Origin of the sequence: Flavobacterium aquiphilum, from assembly GCF_027111335.1 — a bacterium.
GTDB classification, from domain to species: domain Bacteria; phylum Bacteroidota; class Bacteroidia; order Flavobacteriales; family Flavobacteriaceae; genus Flavobacterium; species Flavobacterium aquiphilum.
Genome location: NZ_CP114288.1, coordinates 777561 through 797560 on the forward strand (window position 1 = coordinate 777561; position 20000 = coordinate 797560).

15 protein-coding genes and 1 tRNA gene are annotated in these 20000 nt (G+C 35.0%); 6 read left to right on the top strand and 10 right to left on the bottom strand.

Features of this window, described 5'->3' with window-relative positions; translation table 11 throughout:
• Positions 1-39: 39 nt before the first annotated feature.
• Positions 40-1836 (top strand): translation elongation factor 4, encoded by a 1797-nt coding sequence (lepA, locus tag OZP12_RS03185; RefSeq protein ID WP_281227607.1) that lies wholly within the window; start codon positions 40-42, stop codon positions 1834-1836.
• A gap of 147 nt (positions 1837-1983) precedes the next feature.
• Positions 1984-2943: a helix-turn-helix transcriptional regulator gene (locus OZP12_RS03190; RefSeq protein ID WP_281227608.1), complete on the top strand. Its 960-nt coding sequence runs from the start codon at positions 1984-1986 to the stop codon at positions 2941-2943.
• Positions 2944-2985: 42 nt separating this feature from the next.
• Here the strand turns inward: OZP12_RS03190 and OZP12_RS03195 are convergent, their stop codons facing one another.
• On the bottom strand, positions 2986-3465 hold the full coding sequence (locus OZP12_RS03195) for a DinB family protein (RefSeq protein ID WP_281227609.1): 480 nt from the start codon (positions 3463-3465) through the stop codon (positions 2986-2988).
• A gap of 228 nt (positions 3466-3693) precedes the next feature.
• On the bottom strand, positions 3694-4626 hold the full coding sequence (locus tag OZP12_RS03200) for a 1-phosphofructokinase family hexose kinase (protein WP_281227610.1): 933 nt from the start codon (positions 4624-4626) through the stop codon (positions 3694-3696).
• 305 nt (positions 4627-4931) lie between these two features.
• Here OZP12_RS03200 and thiL point away from each other — a divergent pair, with 305 nt between their 5' ends.
• Positions 4932-5978: a thiamine-phosphate kinase gene (gene thiL, locus OZP12_RS03205; RefSeq protein ID WP_281227611.1), complete on the top strand. Its 1047-nt coding sequence runs from the start codon at positions 4932-4934 to the stop codon at positions 5976-5978.
• 60 nt (positions 5979-6038) lie between these two features.
• On the opposite strand, the gene OZP12_RS03210 is transcribed toward thiL, so the two are convergent.
• The 5 genes from OZP12_RS03210 to OZP12_RS03230 all read right to left on the bottom strand — a co-directional run bounded on the left by OZP12_RS03210 (position 6039) and on the right by OZP12_RS03230 (position 12062).
• Complete coding sequence (locus tag OZP12_RS03210) at positions 6039-6734, bottom strand: response regulator (protein ID WP_281227612.1); 696 nt, start codon at positions 6732-6734, stop codon at positions 6039-6041.
• Positions 6734-8782: a tetratricopeptide repeat-containing sensor histidine kinase gene (locus tag OZP12_RS03215; protein WP_281227613.1), complete on the bottom strand. Its 2049-nt coding sequence runs from the start codon at positions 8780-8782 to the stop codon at positions 6734-6736. Before OZP12_RS03215 ends, OZP12_RS03210 begins: the two co-directional genes overlap by 1 nt.
• Positions 8783-8878: 96 nt before the next feature.
• Positions 8879-9127: a 3-oxoacyl-ACP reductase gene (locus tag OZP12_RS03220; protein ID WP_281227614.1), complete on the bottom strand. Its 249-nt coding sequence runs from the start codon at positions 9125-9127 to the stop codon at positions 8879-8881.
• Positions 9128-9301: 174 nt separating this feature from the next.
• Entirely contained in the window at positions 9302-10114 is an 813-nt protein-coding gene (locus OZP12_RS03225; RefSeq protein ID WP_281227615.1) for a LytR/AlgR family response regulator transcription factor, read from the bottom strand.
• 406 nt (positions 10115-10520) lie between these two features.
• Positions 10521-12062: a glycine--tRNA ligase gene (locus OZP12_RS03230; protein WP_281227616.1), complete on the bottom strand. Its 1542-nt coding sequence runs from the start codon at positions 12060-12062 to the stop codon at positions 10521-10523.
• Between the two features lie 96 nt (positions 12063-12158).
• On the opposite strand from OZP12_RS03230, the gene OZP12_RS03235 reads away from it, so the two are divergent.
• A complete protein-coding gene (locus tag OZP12_RS03235; RefSeq protein WP_281227617.1) occupies positions 12159-12842 on the top strand; it encodes a ComF family protein in 684 nt (227 codons plus the stop codon).
• 143 nt (positions 12843-12985) lie between these two features.
• Here the strand turns inward: OZP12_RS03235 and OZP12_RS03240 are convergent, their stop codons facing one another.
• The 3 genes from OZP12_RS03240 to OZP12_RS03250 all read right to left on the bottom strand — a co-directional run bounded on the left by OZP12_RS03240 (position 12986) and on the right by OZP12_RS03250 (position 17212).
• Positions 12986-15247 carry a tetratricopeptide repeat protein gene (locus tag OZP12_RS03240; protein ID WP_281227618.1) on the bottom strand — a complete coding sequence of 754 codons (2262 nt, stop codon included), beginning with the start codon at positions 15245-15247 and terminating at the stop codon, positions 12986-12988.
• On the bottom strand, positions 15207-16211 hold the full coding sequence (locus tag OZP12_RS03245) for a hypothetical protein (protein ID WP_281227619.1): 1005 nt from the start codon (positions 16209-16211) through the stop codon (positions 15207-15209). The genes OZP12_RS03240 and OZP12_RS03245 overlap by 41 nt, the downstream gene beginning before the upstream one ends.
• 242 nt (positions 16212-16453) lie before the next feature.
• Positions 16454-17212 (bottom strand): enoyl-CoA hydratase/isomerase family protein, encoded by a 759-nt coding sequence (locus OZP12_RS03250; protein ID WP_281227620.1) that lies wholly within the window; start codon positions 17210-17212, stop codon positions 16454-16456.
• Between the two features lie 127 nt (positions 17213-17339).
• Between OZP12_RS03250 and OZP12_RS03255 the strand changes: the two genes are divergently transcribed.
• Positions 17340-17413 (top strand) — tRNA-Ala (locus OZP12_RS03255).
• Between the two features lie 192 nt (positions 17414-17605).
• On the top strand, positions 17606-19708 hold the full coding sequence (locus tag OZP12_RS03260) for a prolyl oligopeptidase family serine peptidase (RefSeq protein ID WP_281229120.1): 2103 nt from the start codon (positions 17606-17608) through the stop codon (positions 19706-19708).
• Positions 19709-20000: the final 292 nt, after the last annotated feature.

Consider the following 20000-nt stretch of genomic DNA (forward strand, 5'->3'; position numbering starts at 1 on the left):
AGCCTGTGGCTGTTCGGAATAACATAGAGATCATTATAGATGAAACATATTAGGAATTTTTGCATTATTGCACACATTGACCACGGAAAAAGCACATTGGCTGACCGATTATTGGGTGCTACCCAAACGGTAACGGCTCGTGAAGAAAAGGCGCAGCTGCTGGACAATATGGACTTGGAGCGTGAACGAGGAATCACGATTAAGAGTCATGCGATACAGATGGAATATAAATATAAAGGGGAAGAATACATTCTGAACCTGATTGATACTCCCGGTCACGTGGATTTCTCTTATGAAGTTTCGCGTTCGATTGCTGCTTGTGAAGGTGCATTATTGATTGTGGATGCTGCACAGAGTATTCAGGCGCAGACGATTTCTAACTTGTATTTGGCTTTGGAGAATGACTTGGAAATTATTCCTGTTTTGAACAAAGTAGATTTGCCGAGTGCCAATCCTGAGGAGGTAAGCGACGATATTATTGATTTGCTTGGCTGTAAACTGGAAGATATTATTCATGCTTCGGGGAAAACCGGTTTTGGTGTGGAGAATATTTTGGCTGCGATTATTGAAAAAGTTCCGGCGCCGAAAGGAAATAAAGAAGAGCCTTTGCAGGCTTTGATTTTTGACTCACATTATAATCCTTTTAGAGGAATTGAAGTTATTTTTAGAGTTGTAAACGGTGAAATAAAGAAAGGCCAAAAAATTAAATTTATGGCTACCGGCAATGAATATTTTGCCGATGAAGTAGGAACATTGAAATTGAATCAGGTTCCAAAAAGTGTGATTTCGACAGGAGATGTTGGGTATTTGATTTCTGGAATTAAGGAAGCCAAAGAAGTAAAAGTAGGGGATACTATTACTGATGCCAAAACGCCTACAACTAATATGATTACGGGTTTTGAGGATGTAAAACCAATGGTTTTTGCCGGAATTTACCCTGTAGATACTGAAGATTTTGAAGAGCTGAGAGCTTCGATGGAAAAACTGCAGCTGAACGATGCTTCGCTGGTGTTTGCTCCTGAAAGTTCGGCGGCTTTAGGGTTTGGTTTCCGTTGCGGATTCTTGGGAATGCTGCACATGGAAATCATTCAGGAACGTTTGGAGCGCGAGTTCGATATGACGGTAATTACTACAGTTCCGAACGTTTCGTATTTGGCTTACACCAAAAAAGATCCTGAAACAGCGATTATAGTTAACAATCCATCCGATTTGCCGGAACCGTCAAAACTGGATCGTGTGGAAGAACCTTTCATCAAAGCGACTATCATTACTAAAGCTGATTTCGTTGGAAACGTTATGAGTTTGTGTATTGAAAAACGTGGTATTATCACGAATCAAACGTATTTGACTACGGAACGTGTAGAATTGAATTTTGACATGCCATTGGCCGAAATTGTATTCGATTTTTATGATCGATTGAAAACGGTTTCCAAAGGCTATGCGTCTTTTGATTACTCTCCAATTGGAATGCGCGCTTCTAAACTGGTAAAACTGGATGTATTATTGAACGCTAATCAAGTTGATGCTCTTTCTGCTCTGATTCACGAAAGCAACGCTTACAACATTGGTAAAAAAATGACCGAGAAATTGCGTGAGCTGATTCCGAGACAACAGTTTGATATTCCGATTCAGGCTGCGATTGGAGCAAAAATTATTGCTCGTGAAACCATTAAAGCGCTTCGTAAAGACGTTACAGCAAAATGTTACGGTGGTGATATTTCGCGTAAGCGTAAACTTTTGGAAAAGCAGAAAAAAGGTAAAAAACGTATGCGCCAAGTAGGAAACGTTGAAATTCCGCAGGAAGCGTTTATGGCGGTATTGAAGTTGAATGATTAATCTTTTTTAGAAAATAGAAGAAAGAGTAAAGAATATAGAGTGAACCTGATGATGTAAAATATTGTCAGGTTTTTTTGTTTTTAATTCAATTTCAGATATCCTTAAACTTATTACCTTAGCCCCTTTCAATTTCAGAAAACTTAAAAAATGCTCGACGAAACCCCGAAACGATTTGACCGTATTGTAGCTATTTTGATTCAATTGCAATCCAAAAAGATTGTAAAAGCACAGGAATTAGCCGATCGTTTTGAAGTAAGTTTACGGACTATTTATCGTGATATTCGAACCTTGGAAGCATCCGGAGTTCCTATTTACAGTGAAGCGGGAGTTGGTTATGCCTTAATGGATGGCTACCGATTGCCTCCCGTAATGTTTACCCGTGAGGAAGCGAGCAGTTTCATCGCTGCCGAAAAATTAATGCAGAAATTCACTGACACAGCTCTTGGAAATCATTATGCTTCGGCGATGTATAAACTAAAAGCGGTACTTCGAAGCGATGATAAGGATTGGGTTTCGAGCATTGAATCGAATGTTTTGATGCAGTCTTCTGAGAAGCTTTTTAATGACAAATCCCCCAATACTTTAGCCACACTTTTTGAAAGTATTGCCGAGAAAACACAAGTTATTCTTTCGTATGAAGCTATTCAATCTGAAGGAATTACTGTGCGTCATATCGAACCTGTGGGCGTTTTTCACGATAATAACAATTGGTACGTTTTGGGCTATTGTCATTTACGCAAAGATTACAGGCAATTTCGAGCTGACCGTGTTCATGGAATCCAAAAAACGGAAATTCCTTTTTCATTGGAACACGATGCATTGGAAACTTATTTGGATAAAAACAAAAACGTTTCGACCACTAAAGTTAGAATTCTAGTAGAGAAAAGAATAGTTAATTACTTAGCGTACGAGCGAAAATACCACGGCTTTGTTTCTGAACAGGAAATTGATGGTAAAATCGAAATGACTTTTATGTCTCGTGATACTTTGGAAGGATTTGCGCGCTGGTATATGATGTTTGGAGATTACGCGACCATATTGGAACCTGAAAAATTAAAAACCAGAATTCTGGAATTATTGGAATTGAATAGACAACGGCTTTTATAAAAAAGCTCCTAAAATGAAATTCATCTTAGGAGCCTTGAAATTTTATCTATCCCAGAAAAAAGGTGGATCAATACCTAATGCTCTTAAATAAACGTAGCCTTGACCGCGATGATGTACTTCATTATCAATAAAATATAAAATGTTATGGATAATTGGGAATTCGTATTGCCCAAATAAATTGAAAGTTTCGTTGAAATCTTCTATTGATAGTTTCTCCCAATATGAGTTGATTTCTGCTGTAGCCTCATCCCATTTCTCAAGATACTGTGCTTTGAAAATTAATTTTCCTTCTTCTGGATTATAAGGCTGAACATCTCTATTTACAATGCCTTTTAAAGCTGGTGCTGCAATTGCCAAAAGTTCGTCAGCCAATTTTGAAAATGGTCTCATGCCACCAATTGAAAATTCGAAGAAATCTTTTTCAGGAAACAATTCTATTACACGGCGTGTCAAGGTGCGATGTCCTTGCCAGTGTTTTAATAAATCTTCAGGAGTAATAACTTGTGCTGCTAATGTTTTCATAATTTTAAAGTTTTAAATTTTAATACTTCAAAATTAGAGGGGGCCGGTGACAACAGTTTGTCAGCAGGTTTTTATTTTTTTTAGAAAATTGAAGAAAGAGTAAAGAAGAAAGACAGAACTGATGATTTAAAAAAAAGTATCAGCTTTTTTAATTTTTATATTTGCACCAATACGTTTTGTAGAGGCGCACTGCAGTGCGCCTCTACAAAACGTATTTACATAATATTTTTATTTATCCTTCAACCAATCAAATAATCGTTGCGCATCAGAGCCCTTAAATAATTGGGTTCCTTCGTTCATCGTAGCTGCAGACCCGCAGGCTACGCCCCAACGGATTACTTCTTTCATGCTTTTATTTTGCGAAAGCGCCCAAACCATCCCGCCAACCATGCTGTCTCCGGCGCCAACAGTACTTCTTTTAGCAACATTTGGGGCAGGGACAAACTCATAATTGTCTTTGGTCACAAGGACTGCACCTTGCGGGCCTAGTGAAACCACTATAATTTCAGCGCCGCCTTTGGCAATTATTTGCTTGGCAGCTTCGTTGACTTCCTCCATTTCCAGTCGTTCAACGCCGATTAATTTAGCCAATTCACCAACATTGGGTTTGATGAGGTAAGCTCCAGTTTCCAAGACTTTTTCCAAGGCTTCGCCTGAAGTATCCACTATTAATTTTGAATTTGATTTTTTGGCAATTTCGGCCACTTTTTGATAAAAATCGGCTGGTAAACCTTCGTTTAGACTTCCGCTGGCAACGAGGAATTTTGGTTTTAAGTTGGTTATAGCTTGGAGTACCGCTTTTTCTTCATCATCGGTTATTTTTCCTCCGGTAAAACCAAAACGATATTGTGAATTGGTATTATCATCAACGGCAACAAAACTTTCCCTTGTCCAGGATTGAACGGGAACGGCTTGAAAGGCGATAAATTCATTGGCAACCAATTCTTCCAACATTTTTCCCAGAGGTCCTCCCGAAGTAAATACGGCTAGTGAATTACCTCCTAATCGTGATATGGCTTTGGAAACGTTTATTCCGCCACCTCCGGCATCAAATCTAGGTTCTGAACAGCGTATTTTTTGTTCGGCGACCAAACCTTTAAAATGGGTGCTTTTGTCCAAAGCTGGATTTACGGTGAGGGTGATGATATCGTATGAGTTCATTTTGATGTGTTTTTTAGATATTAAAGGTGCAAAAAAATATTGACAATTATAAAACGGAGTCCTATTATTGATTTTTTTTATTCCTGTGAAAAAGCAGAATGTTGAACTTTAGCCCCGGTTGAAGTGGAAATCCTTGTAAACTGGGGTTCAGTTTACAAGATTGCAGCGAAAAACGGGAAGATACTTCTTAAAATGACAAATGTTTCTGCTCCAAAAAAATAATAATCGCGGTCAGGTTTATAGTTATTGAATTTTCAAGTTTGTACCTTTGCAACCTTGGTAAAACCAAAAAAGCGATAAATAAAATGATTGAAGATAAAAACCCGCAACGAACTAGTATTGCCCAGTTGGGAGAATTTGGTTTAATAGACCATTTGACGAAAAACTTCGAAATCACACAGTCGTCCTCGTTAAAAGGGATTGGAGATGATGCAGCTGTGTTGGATTTTAAAGATAAGAAAGTAGTTGTTTCGACTGATTTATTGATTGAAGGTGTGCATTTCGATTTAGCTTACGTACCACTAAAACATTTAGGATATAAATCCGTGGTGGTTAATGTGTCTGATATTTGCGCGATGAATGCGAAACCAACACAAATCACGGTTTCGATAGCGGTATCCAATCGTTTTCCATTGGAAGCATTGGAAGAATTATACGAAGGAATTGCTTATGCGGCCAAAGAATACAAAGTTGATTTAATTGGAGGAGATACAACTTCTTCTCAAAAAGGATTGATTATAAGTGTTACAGCTATTGGTGAGGCAGATGAAAGTGAAATTGTTTATAGAAACGGTGCTAAAAATACTGATTTGCTAGTGGTTAGTGGTGATATAGGAGCAGCTTATATGGGGTTGCAAGTATTAGAACGAGAAAAGCAAGTTTTTCAGGTGAATCCAAATTCTCAACCTGATTTAGATGCTTATGCTTATTTGGTGGAGAGACAATTGAAGCCTGAAGCGCGTACAGATGTGCGAACGTTGTTGTATGCTTTGGAAATAAAACCAACAGCAATGATTGATATTTCCGATGGATTGTCTTCGGAAATTATGCATTTATGTAAGCAATCGGGTGTAGGATGTAATTTATATGAAGACAAATTGCCTTTGGATCCTCAGTTGATTAATGTTTGCGAAGAATTTAATATTGATAGTACAACAGTTGCCATCAACGGGGGAGAAGATTATGAATTGTTGTTTACGATACCTATTGAAGATTTTGATAAAATAAAAGGAAATCCAAATTTGACGATCATTGGTCACATGACACAAGAGAGTGAAGGTGTTCATCTTGTAACTCGAGCTAATACCAAAATTCCTTTGAAAGCCAGGGGTTGGGATGCAATAAGTGAATAATGAGATTATGAATAAAATAGGAAACGACACTTAGTAGGTGTCGTTTTTTTATGTAGAAGATTAAAAAATAATTCCTCTAAGTTTTGCTTCCCTGATTAAATCGATATCACTTCCGTCTTCGATTTTAAATAATTCTTTTAGATTCACTTTTCTACTTTCAATAGCATCCAATGATATTGGAACGTATTGAGGAATGTCCTTGATTTTAGTTCCCTTGGAAATATGAAACAAAATTAATTTGTCAAATTGATCGATTTCTTCAAAATCATTATTGATTTGCTCTGCCATTTTAATCACAGAATGACTGTAATAAATTTCATTTTTTAAAATAATATCAAAACCAAAAAGCAATTCATCAAAAGTTAAATCATTTTTTATAACGAGTCCCGCAGGATTTATAGTTTCAATTATGTTTTTTATTTTGAGTAATTCCGTGTACATAGTGAGCAAAATAATTTTGCAATTGGGCATGTATTTCATGACTAATTTTGCTAAATCCTCACCCGAAATAATTCCTTTTTCTTCAAAGGGAGGCATACTTATATCTAAAAAGGCTACGTCGAAAGCGGGGGTGTCTGGATTTGAAATAATATTATAACCTGATTCACAGTCTTTACCTTGAGTAAATGAATAATCATAAATTTCGGGTTTGTAACGTGTAATGGCGTTTTTATATCCGTCAATTATAAAGGGATGGTCATCTACAATTAGAATGTTTTTTTTAATTAATTTTTCCACTTTTGAATCAACTGTCATTATGTTGTAGGTTTTGGTATTTTTTTAATTGGAATTGTAACTATAATTGATGTGCCTTCTTCTTTTTTTGATTTTATTTCAAGGGTTCCTTCACATTCTATTGTTCTTGTTTTGATATTTTGGAGACCGATGCCTTTTTTAGCTTTGTTAACATTGAAGCCTTCACCATCATCACTAATTTTTAATAATAAACTAAGATTATCTAACTTCTTAAATTCGACTTTTATTGTTTCAGCCTTTGCATATTTATTGCAATTTTGAAGAGATTCCTGAAGAATTCGGTATAAGTTAATCTTTACAGTATTGTCAATCAAGTCCCATTTTATCGAGGGGTCAATGTAAGCAATAAATTTAGTTGGATAGGTTTTTTTCTGTTCTTCAAACAGGTTAGCAACTATTGCTACAAAATTATTGATTAATTCTGATTTTTCTCTATTTAAGTTATGAGAAATTTCACGAATATCTTGTTCAATATTTTTGAGTTCGGCCAAGTAATTTAACCTTTGTTCGATACCAGATTCGTCATTGATTTTGTTTAAACTGTCAAGATTGATCCTAATTCCAAACATTCTGCCAAGAACTCCATCGTGCAATTCTCTTGCGACTCTTTTTTTCTCTTTTATATTGTTGATTTCAATAGTGTTTTGTTGATTAATTAATAGGTTATAAATTTCAGCATTGGCTTGTTGTTGCTGTTGCTTGAATAACAATTCTCGTTGTTTAACCTTTTGTGATTTAATGGTGTACAATAATGTTGCTAAGATTATAAAGGATCCGAAAATTAACAGAAGCTTCTTGTTTTGCCCCTCCAAATTTGTGTTTTCTACTTTAATTTCATCCGTTTCATATTCTATTCTGGAGAATTTTTCCCCCATTTTTCGTTCCGCTTTTTGTAAACGATCGTTGATAAGGATGTATTCATTTGAATAAATAGAAGCATTTTTTGGATCTACGGTTCCTATTTGTTTGAGTGTTTCTAAGATATTTCTCAAACGATTAGACTTACGTGATAAATCCAAAGCTTGTTTGGCATATTGAATTGCTTTTACAGTGTCTTTTTTTACAGCAAAATATTCTGATAGTCGGGTTTTGCTCACAATAATTCCTGATGTAATTTTTAGGCTATCTCTAATTTTTAGAGCTCGATAAAATTGATTAAGATTATCCGGTAATTTTAACTTGAATTTTGCATAGGCCAAGTTATCCAATAACATTGCATATAATTTTGGTTTTTCGATAAATAAATTTTGCTCTCTTAATCCTTTTTCAAAATAAATTTGGGCTTCTTTGTAATTTTTTAAATTCAAGTAAACACAACCAATATTGTTATAAGAAGTTGCTTTGGATTGAAATTCTATAGGAGTTGATTTATCATCTAGACTCTGTAAAGCTTTATTGTGATATTCTAAAGCTTTAGTGTATTCTTCTCTTTCATTGTATAAAATCCCCAATAGATTATAACATTCATATAAAAAATCTTTTGATTTTTCTCCTTTAATGGATCTTAATGCTTTAAAGATGTTTATTTCACAATTAAAATAATCACTTTCATTATATTGTAAAATCGCTTTGCTAAAAAGTGTCTTCGCTAAGTTGTAATTATCATTAAGTCGAAGATAAAGTTTTTCGGCTTTATAATAGTTTAGATAGGCACTGTCTGAGATTATCCTGGCACCGTAATAGTCTCCTAAATAAGTGTATGCCTTAGCCATATTAATTGTATCAAGGCTTTTTTCTGAGCGTTCTAAAATGAGTTTTGATGTTTCAAAATAGCTCTTTAAATCATTCATATTATAATAACGATTGGCTACTTTAAAGAGGTTTACTTTATTAAGAGAATCATTTTTTTGACTTATAATAATACTGAAAGCTTTTTGATTGTATTTTTTTTTCAGTTCATAGGACAGTTGATCATTATTAGCTGAAGTGAGGTAAGAAGTGAGACTGTCTTTTGAAAGAGATGTTGAGCTTTCCTTAGTTGCATTATTGTTGTTGCAACTAATAACAATGACTAAAAGAAAGTATAATATGAAGTAATTATTTTTCAATAGTAATTTTTGATTTCTATCAAAAATACTAAATCTTTTAACATAAAAAAAGGTTGCCAAAAATATGACAACCTTAATCTATTTTTATTGTTAGTTTTAATCAACTTTTCTAGTTCTTCCAGCGTCTTGAGTTCCATCAATCTGTGTTACTTGAATTGAAGGCTTCATGGTCTGTGTGCTCATATAATCATCAACTTTTCTAGTTCTTCCAGCGTCTTGAGTTCCATCAATAGGAGAAGATAGAGTATTTTCAGCAATTCTTAATGATTTTGTTTCAGGTGTGGTAAAAGAAGTTAATACCATAACTAATGTTAATAATCCGATAGATAAGGTAGCTTTTTTCATGATTTCTAAAATTTATGTTGTTATACGTTTCTACATTTTTAATTTCCTTTTGCAGGAATTTCTTATGTAAAACTACATCGCAAACTTTAAAAAATCTTACATAAATAAACCTTTGTGGTAATTGTCCTTCGTTCGTTAGTGAATGGATATCAAATTAGGGTAAATGACTAGTTTTTAGATCTCTATGTAATTTTCGTTGGAAAAATCACTAATAATGAAATCTATGTTTTTCTTATAGGACTTTGAAAATGGGAGTTTTATGGTGGTATTTTTAATATAACATAAGGAGTTACCCGTGTGAATTCTAGCAATATAATTGCGATTTATGATGTAACTGTTATGGATTCGAATAAAAGGATTTGTAAGAACAGCTTCAAAATGTTTTAAAGTTTTGAAAGCGGTGATTACTTCTCCATTATTCAAATGAATATCTGTTGAATTGTTGTCGGCTTGGAAAAAACAAATATCTTTCGAATCGATATAACGATGATCTCCATACGATTTAATACATAAAATGAGATTTTTTTTCTTGTTTGTTGTTTCAGCAGCTTTGATTGGCGAAATGTTCTCTTCCGTGTTTGGAGATTGAATTAAAACAATTTCGTCATCGAGATGTGATTTTTTTAGTTTTAAAGTCAACTTTATAAAATCGATGCTCTTCAATGGTTTTATCAAATAATCAGTTACTTCGTATTGGATGGCTTCAAAAGCAAGATCTTTTTTTGATGTGGTTATAATAATTTTGGGAATCCGATTCAAGTACCTATATAAAGCGTCAATTAGGTTTAATGAGAGGTTACTCTTTGTGTTGGCTGGATCTATCTCAAGAAAAACTAATTTGGGATTATGCTCCAAAATTAGATTTAATGCATCTGAATAATTGTCTGCAGCAGCTATAAAGTTAAGCTCTGAAAAACTGTCAGCAATAGCTTTTGTTTTCAAAACACTTTCTGGATCATCGTCAATTATTATGTACGAATAATTCATTAATAGCTTTACTGTTAGGTTTGTTCTTTACGAACTGTGTTTTTGGTAGATTGTTGCTTTAGTTAATTCTTATAATTCATTGGGGCAAATGAAAAAAAATAACTAATGGTATTTTTTAAACGAAATTGATGCTATATCAACAAAATAAAATTACGTAAATCAGCTTTTTTTAAACTTATTTGTTGATATCTACAAAATGAATGTTAATACATTTCGATGAATTGCAAATAAACACGATGAATTGCATTTTTTTGTTAAGGAAAAAAGTTACAAATACTTAGTAATCATTGAGATATGCGTAAAATAAGAAAAGCGATGATAGATGTATTTTTTAGAAATACAATGGTTTTAACAAAAAAAGTGCTCCTCAATCGAGAAGCACTTTCAAGTTTATATAATGTCCTAATTACATTTTCATTAACCAGTTTTTCATAGAAACTTCGTTCTCGATGATTGATTTCAAATCAGCGATTTTTACACGATCTTGTTTCATAGTATCTCTATGACGAATGGTTACCGTTTGGTCTTCAATTGTTTGATGATCTACAGTAATACAGAAAGGAGTTCCTAAAGCATCTTGTCTTCTATAACGTCTTCCTACAGCATCTTTTTCATCATAAGCTACGTTGAAATCCCATTTCAAATCGTCGATTATTTGTTTCGAAATTTCAGGCAATCCGTCCCTTTTGATTAATGGAAGAACAGCGGCTTTTGTAGGAGCCAAAACAGCCGGCAATTTTAATACCGTTCTTGTTGATCCGTCTTCCAAAGTTTCTTCCTTTAGAGAAGTTGCGAAAACGGCCAAGAACATTCTGTCTAATCCCACTGATGTTTCTACCACATAGGGAACGTAGTTTTCATTCAGTTCCGGATCAAAATATTGTAATTTTCTACCTGAATATTGTTCGTGAGCTTTTAGGTCAAAGTCAGTTCTGGAATGGATTCCTTCCAACTCTTTGAAACCAAAAGGGAAATTAAATTCGATGTCGGCAGCGGCATTAGCATAGTGAGCCAATTTTTCGTGATCGTGGAAACGATAGTTTTCTTTTCCTAAACCAAGAGATAAATGCCAGTTCAAACGAGTTGTTTTCCAGTGTTCATACCATTGCATCTCTTCGCCTGGACGTACAAAAAATTGCATTTCCATTTGTTCGAATTCACGCATACGGAAAATGAATTGTCTCGCAACGATTTCGTTTCTAAACGCTTTACCAGTTTGGGCAATTCCAAAAGGAACTTTCATTCTTCCTGATTTTTGAACGTTTAGGAAGTTAACAAAGATACCTTGAGCCGTTTCCGGACGCAAATATAAGTCCATTGCATTTTCGGCAGATGCTCCTAATTTGGTACCAAACATCAAGTTGAATTGTTTTACGTCTGTCCAGTTTCTTGAACCAGTTTCAGGATCGGCAATTTCCAACTCCTCGATCAATGCTTTTACGTCATCCAAATCACCAGCTCCCAAAGAACGTCCCATTCTTTCCAGAATTTGTCTTTCTTTGGCTTTGTATTCCATCACTCTAGCGTTGGTGGTCACAAATTCCTGCTCGTTGAACGCATCACCAAAACGGGTTCTTGCTTTTTCGATTTCTTTTTGTGCTTTTTGGTTTAGCTTTTCAGCATAATCTTCAATCAAAACGTCAGCTCTGTAACGTTTTTTAGAATCTTTATTGTCTATCAATGGATCGTTGAAGGCATCCACGTGACCCGATGCCTTCCAAGTAGTTGGGTGCATCAATATAGCCGCGTCAAGTCCTACGATGTTTTCGTTCATTTGAACCATTGATTTCCACCAATATTCGCGTATGTTCTTTTTTAATTCTACTCCGTTTTGTGCGTAATCATATACCGCACTTAAACCATCGTACACTTCGCTTGACGGAAAAATAAATCCGTATTCTTTTGCATGCGAAACGACATTCTTAAATAAATCTTCTTGTTTTGCCATAGTGGTGCAAAAATATAAAAAGGGAAATTAAAAAAAGAAAAAAAATGAAGTTTGAAGAGGAGGTTTTCTTATTTTTATGGATAAATCAATTTTTTTATGTTTAATTCCCTGATAAATTTGTTTTTTCCAAAGGTTTGTGCTGGCTGTAAATCATTTATGGGGACACATGAATCCATAATTTGTACAGTTTGCCGGCATGAATTGCCTTTGACGAATCATCATTTAGATCCCGAAAATGAAGCATTCAAAAAATTTTATGGACGAATTCCGGTTGAGCATGTTTCGGCATTATTGTATTTCCACAAAAAGGGAATGGTTCAGGAAATGATTCATAGTCTCAAATACAAAGGGCATGAAGAGATAGGAAGTTTTTTGGGCGAATGGTATGCATCGGATTTAAAAGATTGTGCAGTCGCGAAAGATGTGGATGTAATTATTCCTGTTCCATTGCATAAAAAAAGGCTGAAAGAAAGAGGTTATAATCAAGTTATGAATTTTGGTGTGGCTTTGTCAGAGAATTTTAAAATTCCTTTAGATAATGCAATTTTGAAACGGAAAGTATATTCTAAAACGCAATCGAAGAAAAACCTTTTGGGAAGAACAGAAGGAATTGAAACTGTTTTTGATGTTTCTTTCTCCGAAGAAAACACTAATAAACATTTCTTGTTGATCGATGATGTTCTGACGACCGGAGCAACTCTGGAAGCCTGTTCCAAAGCGCTGTTAAAAATCCCGGGAGCGAGGATAAGCATTGTTTGTATGGCAATGGCTCATTCGTGATTGGAATTTGCGTGAGGGATAGAAATAAGCTACCGAAGTAGCATGGATAGCCCGACAGCGTTGAGGAAAGGGGCTCTGTAAAGGTGCTGTATGTAAGCCCCTTTTCTCAACGGTGGCACGCCCAAACTATTAAAAAACGAAATCTATCGTTGAACATAAGTCTTGAAATACCCACATTCATTAATAATTTCCCTGTAGTATTTGGTTTTTGAATAATTGGCTTTTAGGGTTTTGAAACCTAACCAAGGAATAAAGTTGGTTTTATCATCTTGAATATCCCAAGAGGATAAATTTTGCGAATAGTATTTTTTATTGTAGAAATCGTTACGCTGACATTTTGCGAGCATGTATTGTGTTTTGGCTCTTTGTTCATTGTTTTTGGCAGCCAAAAAGGCTTTTTGGTAATAGGCTTGCGCCAAAGAGCAATTGGTAATCATTTCTCGAATTGGGTCTCTGAAAAAATCAGGGGTTGAACCGTATCCAGCAATATTTCCCTCATAAAACAATCGGCCGTTACCAAAATGGGTGATGTTGTAAAAAGCATTTCCAAGCAAAAGACTGTTGTTGTAAACATCAATTCCCTTACTTACGTTGTCCTGCATTTTTTGAATAATAGTTAAGAAGTCAAGTATAGTGTATTTCTTTTTTTGAGCAGCTTGATGGTCACAATCGTGGCAGTCTTTGATATTTCCAAGAAAAGGATTTCCGTAAAAATTGGTTTTTTGCATATTATCCGATTGGTTCATAAAAGCAATGGCTTCGGGAATTTTGTTTTCGAAAGTAGCTTTAACGCCTTGGAAATAGTTAATGTCGCGCAGTTTTATTTCATAAATAGCCGCGCCAATTTGTTCCATTTTTGTTTTGTTTGTTTTTGACAAAAAAGCTTTCATGTCGAGCAGCTGTTTTTCATTGTCATAAAAGCCAGATTCATGATTGAAAATCTCGGTCATTATGGTGTTTTTTTGGTTGCGGTATAATGCGGCCAAATAGTTTTTGCTCCATTCAGTTGCATTTTGATAGCGGAAATTCTCAATCGCTTTTTGAGGTAATTCAAAATACAGCCACGATAAATCTACTAGAACCGTTTTTTCGTTTTCAGGAGTGAGTTGGTCAATTTTGCTCAAGTTGTTTACAAATCGCAATAGCCTTATCTGGTCATTTGCCAAGTTAGATTTAGGCATTTTGCTTTCGGCTTTGTCAAAATTTTTGTCGGCTTGTTTGTAGTTTCCGTTTAGTGTTTCAAGGTAACCAGCTGCTGCATTCCACAAATATGGTTTGGATGTTTTGTCTGATTCTGCAATTTTGGAAACCAAATTAATTGTTGAGTTAGGAATACTGTCTTTTATTCTTTTTTTATTTTCAACTACAGTTTTGTCTTTAAAAGATCGGTCAATTTTGTTTTCTTGATTATTGATTAATCGGGTCAATAAATAATCAAGATGTTGGTTTTTTGGTTGTAGTTTGTAGATTTCTGCTATGGCTTTTTCTTCGTCATTGTAGTAGCCCTGAATCGCCCAAAGCGCTGCTTTTTCATCATCATTTTTAGCCATTGACAAAGATTGTTTCCAGTCTTTTTGTTCTTGTGGGTGGAAACAATAAGCCGAAACAACTCTCATTGTCGGACATTTGTCAAAAACCTGACTGTAGAGGTAATTGGATTTAGCATAATTTTTTTGTTTGTATTCAATACCGGCTATATAGGCCAATGCTCTGTAATACAAAGTGTTTTTGGGAGCTAATTTTTGGGTTTGATTAAAGAAAGTGATAGCTTTTTCCGGTTTATCACTATAGAAATCGGCTTTAATGACTAAGAACCAGTACCTGTTTTTGAGAAAGGGATCTTTGTTATCATTGTATTTTTTTTCCATTGATTTGATCCAATTGTCATCTGACAGGGATTCGTGCTTAACCGTTTCGTCATAATTCCAGGAATCGAATTTTTGAGTAGAGTAGGTTTCTACAATCTGTGCATCATTTAGAAAGGACAAAAAGTCTTTTATTTTACTTTCGTTTAAATTGATTTTTTTATTCCATTTTTCAACTAACTTATTCGTTTTTCCGTTTTTGTAATGGACAACCAAATTTGTGACATCGGCGCTACTTGAATCGGCCAGGAAAAAGGCTAAGTCTTTTTCGTTTATTTTACCTTCGAGATAAGTTGACCAGTCTTTGATATTTTCTTCGTTAAATCTTGTTGTATGTTCGGTATCATAACCAATTCCATAAAAGAAGTCTGCGGATAAGAAAAGAGGTGAATAAGATTTATCCACAAAAGTTTCGGGAGTGAAGTTGGAATCAAATGACCAGCCCCAATCGCCATCTGCGCAGGCATAAATAGTTCCGTAAACCAAAAGGGCGAGGGAACTAAAAGCGATTAATAATTTCTTTAAAAAAGCCTTCTTCATAGTTTTTCAAATTAAATTCGTCCAAATCATAAAAGATGATTTCTTTTGGATTTTGACTAATGTTTTCATCAAGATTATTTGCCATTTCGAGCAAATCTGTAGCTGAGATTGTTTCTATTTTTATCTGGTCATTTTTTTTATAAAAAATACCGCTGTTGAAATTGGAATTTCTAACCTCAAACCAATTGTTTTTTGTAAGAACAAAACTATTGTTATTTTTTAAATTATTGGTATCAATTTTGTTTCTTAAACCAATTATTTTTCCGTCTCTGATGTGAATTCCCCAGGAATAAATAGGCAGGGCAATATTTAATGGTAATGGATAGTTTTTTAGACTTGCTAAATAGCGATTGGCAATATTTTGATCGTATATCGAATTTAAGGAATCGACAGCAATTTTCCCCATATTGTAATACATCAATACGCCTCGATCAACATTCGGAATCTTTGTTTTTTTAAAATATTTTATCTGATGAAGCCTAATTGTTGCTGATAGTTTTTTAGCGGAAACTTTTTTAAAGGCTTCAATAAACCGCATATAATTGTCTTTGCTTTCAAGAGTCCAGTCGCAATCAATTTGGATTTCCTGAATGGCAATATTGTCTTTTGAATTGATTTGTTGGATGAAACTGTTTGTTTTTTTTGCCAAATCCAAAATGTCTAATTTTTTGTCGAGCATTACTCTGTTTTTGATATACACAACAGGAATGATTTCAAGTCCCGAAGTTGTATTTTCAAATTGGATCGGAGTTCTTGGAAAGGGTTTTTCCGTTTGCGGATTTAAATCAATATCAAAATACCGAATGTATAATCTTTCGACTTGATTTTCGGTTAATATTTTTTTTTCTTTTGGCGAAAGCCTAAAAATTGTTTTCCAATAATAAAATGAGATTTTGGGCTGCTCTTGTTGTTGGCAGGAAATAAAAAAACAAAGAATAATGCTGCAAAGAATTAGTTTTTTCAAGGGCTCAGTTTTAAATTTCAGAATTCAGACTTTTAACTTCTGCCTTCTAATTTCTAACTTCTAATGTTTTACTCTTTCCTTTTTTTGGCTCGATGATAAGTCCAATAGGCCAGTAAAACCAATATAACAAATGGCAAATAAGAGCCTATAAGAACCCCTATTTGATAGCCCTGGTCGGGAGCATTTTTAATTTTTTCGTCTATGTTTATTTTTTGAAGCAGTAAAATGAAAGCGGTCATTTGTTATTTGATTAAAGCGTTTCTTGTAAAATCGGATAGAACCAGTTTACCTGAAATTGCAGCTCTTTCCTTTAATAATTTGTCCCAATGTGCAGTTCCTTCCCAAAATATTTTTTTTATTTCGGCAAGTGCTTCCGGATTGTAACCTGCTAGTTTTTTGGAGAAAGAAATTACTTCTAGGTCAAGTTCTTCTTGGTTTTCCAATACTTTGGCGTATAATCCTTTTTGATGTGCCCAATAGGCTGTCTTCCATTCGTGAGCTCCCAAAGTCATTTCTGACATTGCCATTTTTCCAATTTTTCGGCTCACGGCTGGCTCGATCACAAAAGGACCGATTCCTATGGCAAGTTCAGATAATTTTACTGCACTTTCGTGAGTTGCAAATGCATAATCACAAGCTGCAATGATGCCAACACCTCCACCAACAGCCTTGCCTTGAATGCGCCCGATAATTATTTTTTTGCAAGAGCGCATAGCGTTGATCAAATTGGCAAATCCGGTAAAAAAACGGGTGCCTTCATCAAGCGTGCTTACGGCAAGCAATTCATCAAAGGAAGCGCCTGCACAAAAGGCTCCGTTGCCTTCGCTTTTTAAAACAATTATGGAAATATCCGGATTATCACTCAAAAAAGTAAGTTCATTGGTCAACCTGTCCAATAATACTCTAGGGAAAGAGTTACTCGCAGGATGTCCAAACTGTACGGTGGCAATTTTGTTGTCTATGGTTGTTAAAAGCGAACCTGTTTTATCGGGTGTCAGCATAAGGTGTATTTTGATGTAAAGTTAAAAAAGTAACTAACGTGAATGATTATTTTTTTGTATTTGAAGAATAGTCTTTTTGAAATTTGCATATTCTTATAATTATATGTTATATTTGCGCCGAAGATTTGGGGGATTAGCTCATTTGGCTAGAGCGCTACGCTGGCAGCGTAGAGGTGATCGGTTCGAATCCGATATTCTCCACATAAAAACAAAAGCACTTATAGAAATATAGGTGCTTTTGTTTTTTCAAATGAATTGTTCTAAATTTAATATTCTTTGGAAAAAAGAAGAATTAATAATTTCACCTTTACTTTTAAATTGTAATTTCCTAAAAAAAACCTCTATTTTTGTTAGATATATAACTAACAGAGTATGAAAAAAATCCTAATTCTGATGGCAGCATCTACCTCAATGGCTTCTTTGGGACAAGCCCAAAATACAACTCCATTAACGTATCCCAAAACCGAGAAGGGGGAAACAGTTGATGTTTATTTTGATACTAAAGTAAAAGATCCTTACCGTTGGCTCGAAGACGATAAATCGGCTGAAACAGCTGCTTGGGTAAAAGAAGAAAACAAAGTGACTTACGATTATTTGTCACAAATACCTTTTAGAGACCAATTAAAATCCCGACTTGAAAAGCTTTGGAATTATGAAAAAATAAGCGCACCATTCAAAGAAGGGAAATTCATTTATTACTACAAAAACAACGGACTGCAGAATCAAGCGGTTTTGTACCGTAAAGATGACAAGGGAAAAGAAGAAGTTTTCCTTGATCCAAACACTTTTTCAAAATTAGGAACAACCTCATTAGGCGGAGTGGATTTTTCCAAAGACGGTTCTAAAGCAGCCTATTCTATTTCTGAAGGAGGAAGTGACTGGCGAAAAGTGATTTTGATGGATGTCAATAATTTCAAGATTATTGAAGATACGTTAGTGGATATTAAATTCAGCGGAATAGCCTGGAAAGGAAACGAAGGATTTTATTATTCCAGTTACGATAAACCAAAGGGGAGTCAGCTTTCTGCAAAAACCGACCAACATAAATTGTATTACCATAAATTGGGAACACCTCAAAAAGACGATAAAGTTATTTTTGGTGCCGACCAAAAACGCCGTTATGTAGGTGGAAGTGTAACCGAAGATAATCGTTATCTCGTAATTACAGCTGCCAATTCTACTTACGGAAATGAATTATACATTCAGGATTTGACCAAACCTAATAGTCCTATCATAACGATTGTGGATAACTTTAAAAGTGACAGTAATGTTATAGAAAATTCGGGAAGCAAATTGTTTATAGAAACTGATTGGAAAGCGCCAAACAAACGCATTGTGAGTGTTGATTTCAGTAATCCAAAACCTGAAAACTGGAAAGACGTAATTCCTGAAACCGAAAATGTATTGACTCCTACCACCGGAGCAGGATATATTTTTGCCAATTATATGAAAGATGCTGTATCGATTGTGAAGCAATATGATTACTCAGGCAAATTGGTACGTGAAATCCATTTGCCGGGACTAGGAACTGCTTCAGGATTTGGTGCCAAAAAAGAAGAGAAAACGCTTTATTATTCGTTTACCAATTATATAACGCCGGGGACCATTTATTCGTTTGATCCAAAAACAGGAAAATCGGATGTTTATGCTAAGTCAAAAGTTGATTTCAAAAGTGAGGATTATGTTTCTACACAAGTATTTTATACATCCAAAGACGGAACAAAAATCCCAATGATAATAACACATAAGAAAGGAGTAAAACTAGATGGTAAAAATCCAACTATACTTTATGGATATGGTGGATTCAACATCAGTTTAACACCAAGCTTTAGTGTTTCGAATGCTGTTTGGATGGAAAATGGCGGAATTTACGCTGTGGCCAACCTTCGCGGAGGCGGGGAGTATGGTAAAAAATGGCACGATGCAGGAACCAAAATGCAGAAACAAAACGTTTTTGACGACTTCATCGCCGCTGCCGAATATTTAATTGGCAAAAAATATACGTCTTCTGATTTTCTTGCCATCCGTGGTGGATCCAACGGCGGATTATTGGTTGGAGCTACCATGACACAACGTCCAGATTTAATGAAGGTTGCTTTGCCGGCCGTGGGCGTGATGGACATGCTGCGTTATCATACTTTTACTTCGGGAGCTGGTTGGGCCTTTGATTACGGGACTTCGGCAGACAGCAAGGAAATGTTTGAATATCTCAAAAATTATTCTCCAGTGGCTAATGTAAAAGAAGGCGTTAAATATCCTGCAACAATGGTAACTACTGGCGATCATGACGATAGAGTAGTTCCTGCGCACAGTTTTAAATTTGCTGCCGAGCTACAGGAAAAACAGGCAAGTGCAAATCCGGTTTTAATCCGAATCGATATTAATGCAGGCCACGGTGCAGGAAAATCACTGGCTGCTACAATTCAGGAAAGTTGCGACATTCAGGCCTTTACCTTATATAATATGGGATTTACTTCATTACCTAAAAACCTATAGATGGTTTAATAAAAAGCTTGATCCAGTTCTAAGCGGCAAGCTTTTTTATAAAAGATCGATCAAAACTATTTTTTTAAACGCCAGTCTCTCGATTGGCGTTTTTTTTTGTTTCATGACCAAAAAATGATGTCAAATAATTAAGGTTTGAATCAGAAATTAGCAAGCCAATAGCATATTTTGCTTACTTTTTTGCTCTTAAAAACAGGCGAAATCGATAGAAATCACTTGTTATTTATTCTCTTAATAAATTAAATTTTGTGCAAAATATCAGGTTTTTTAATGGGCTAATTCT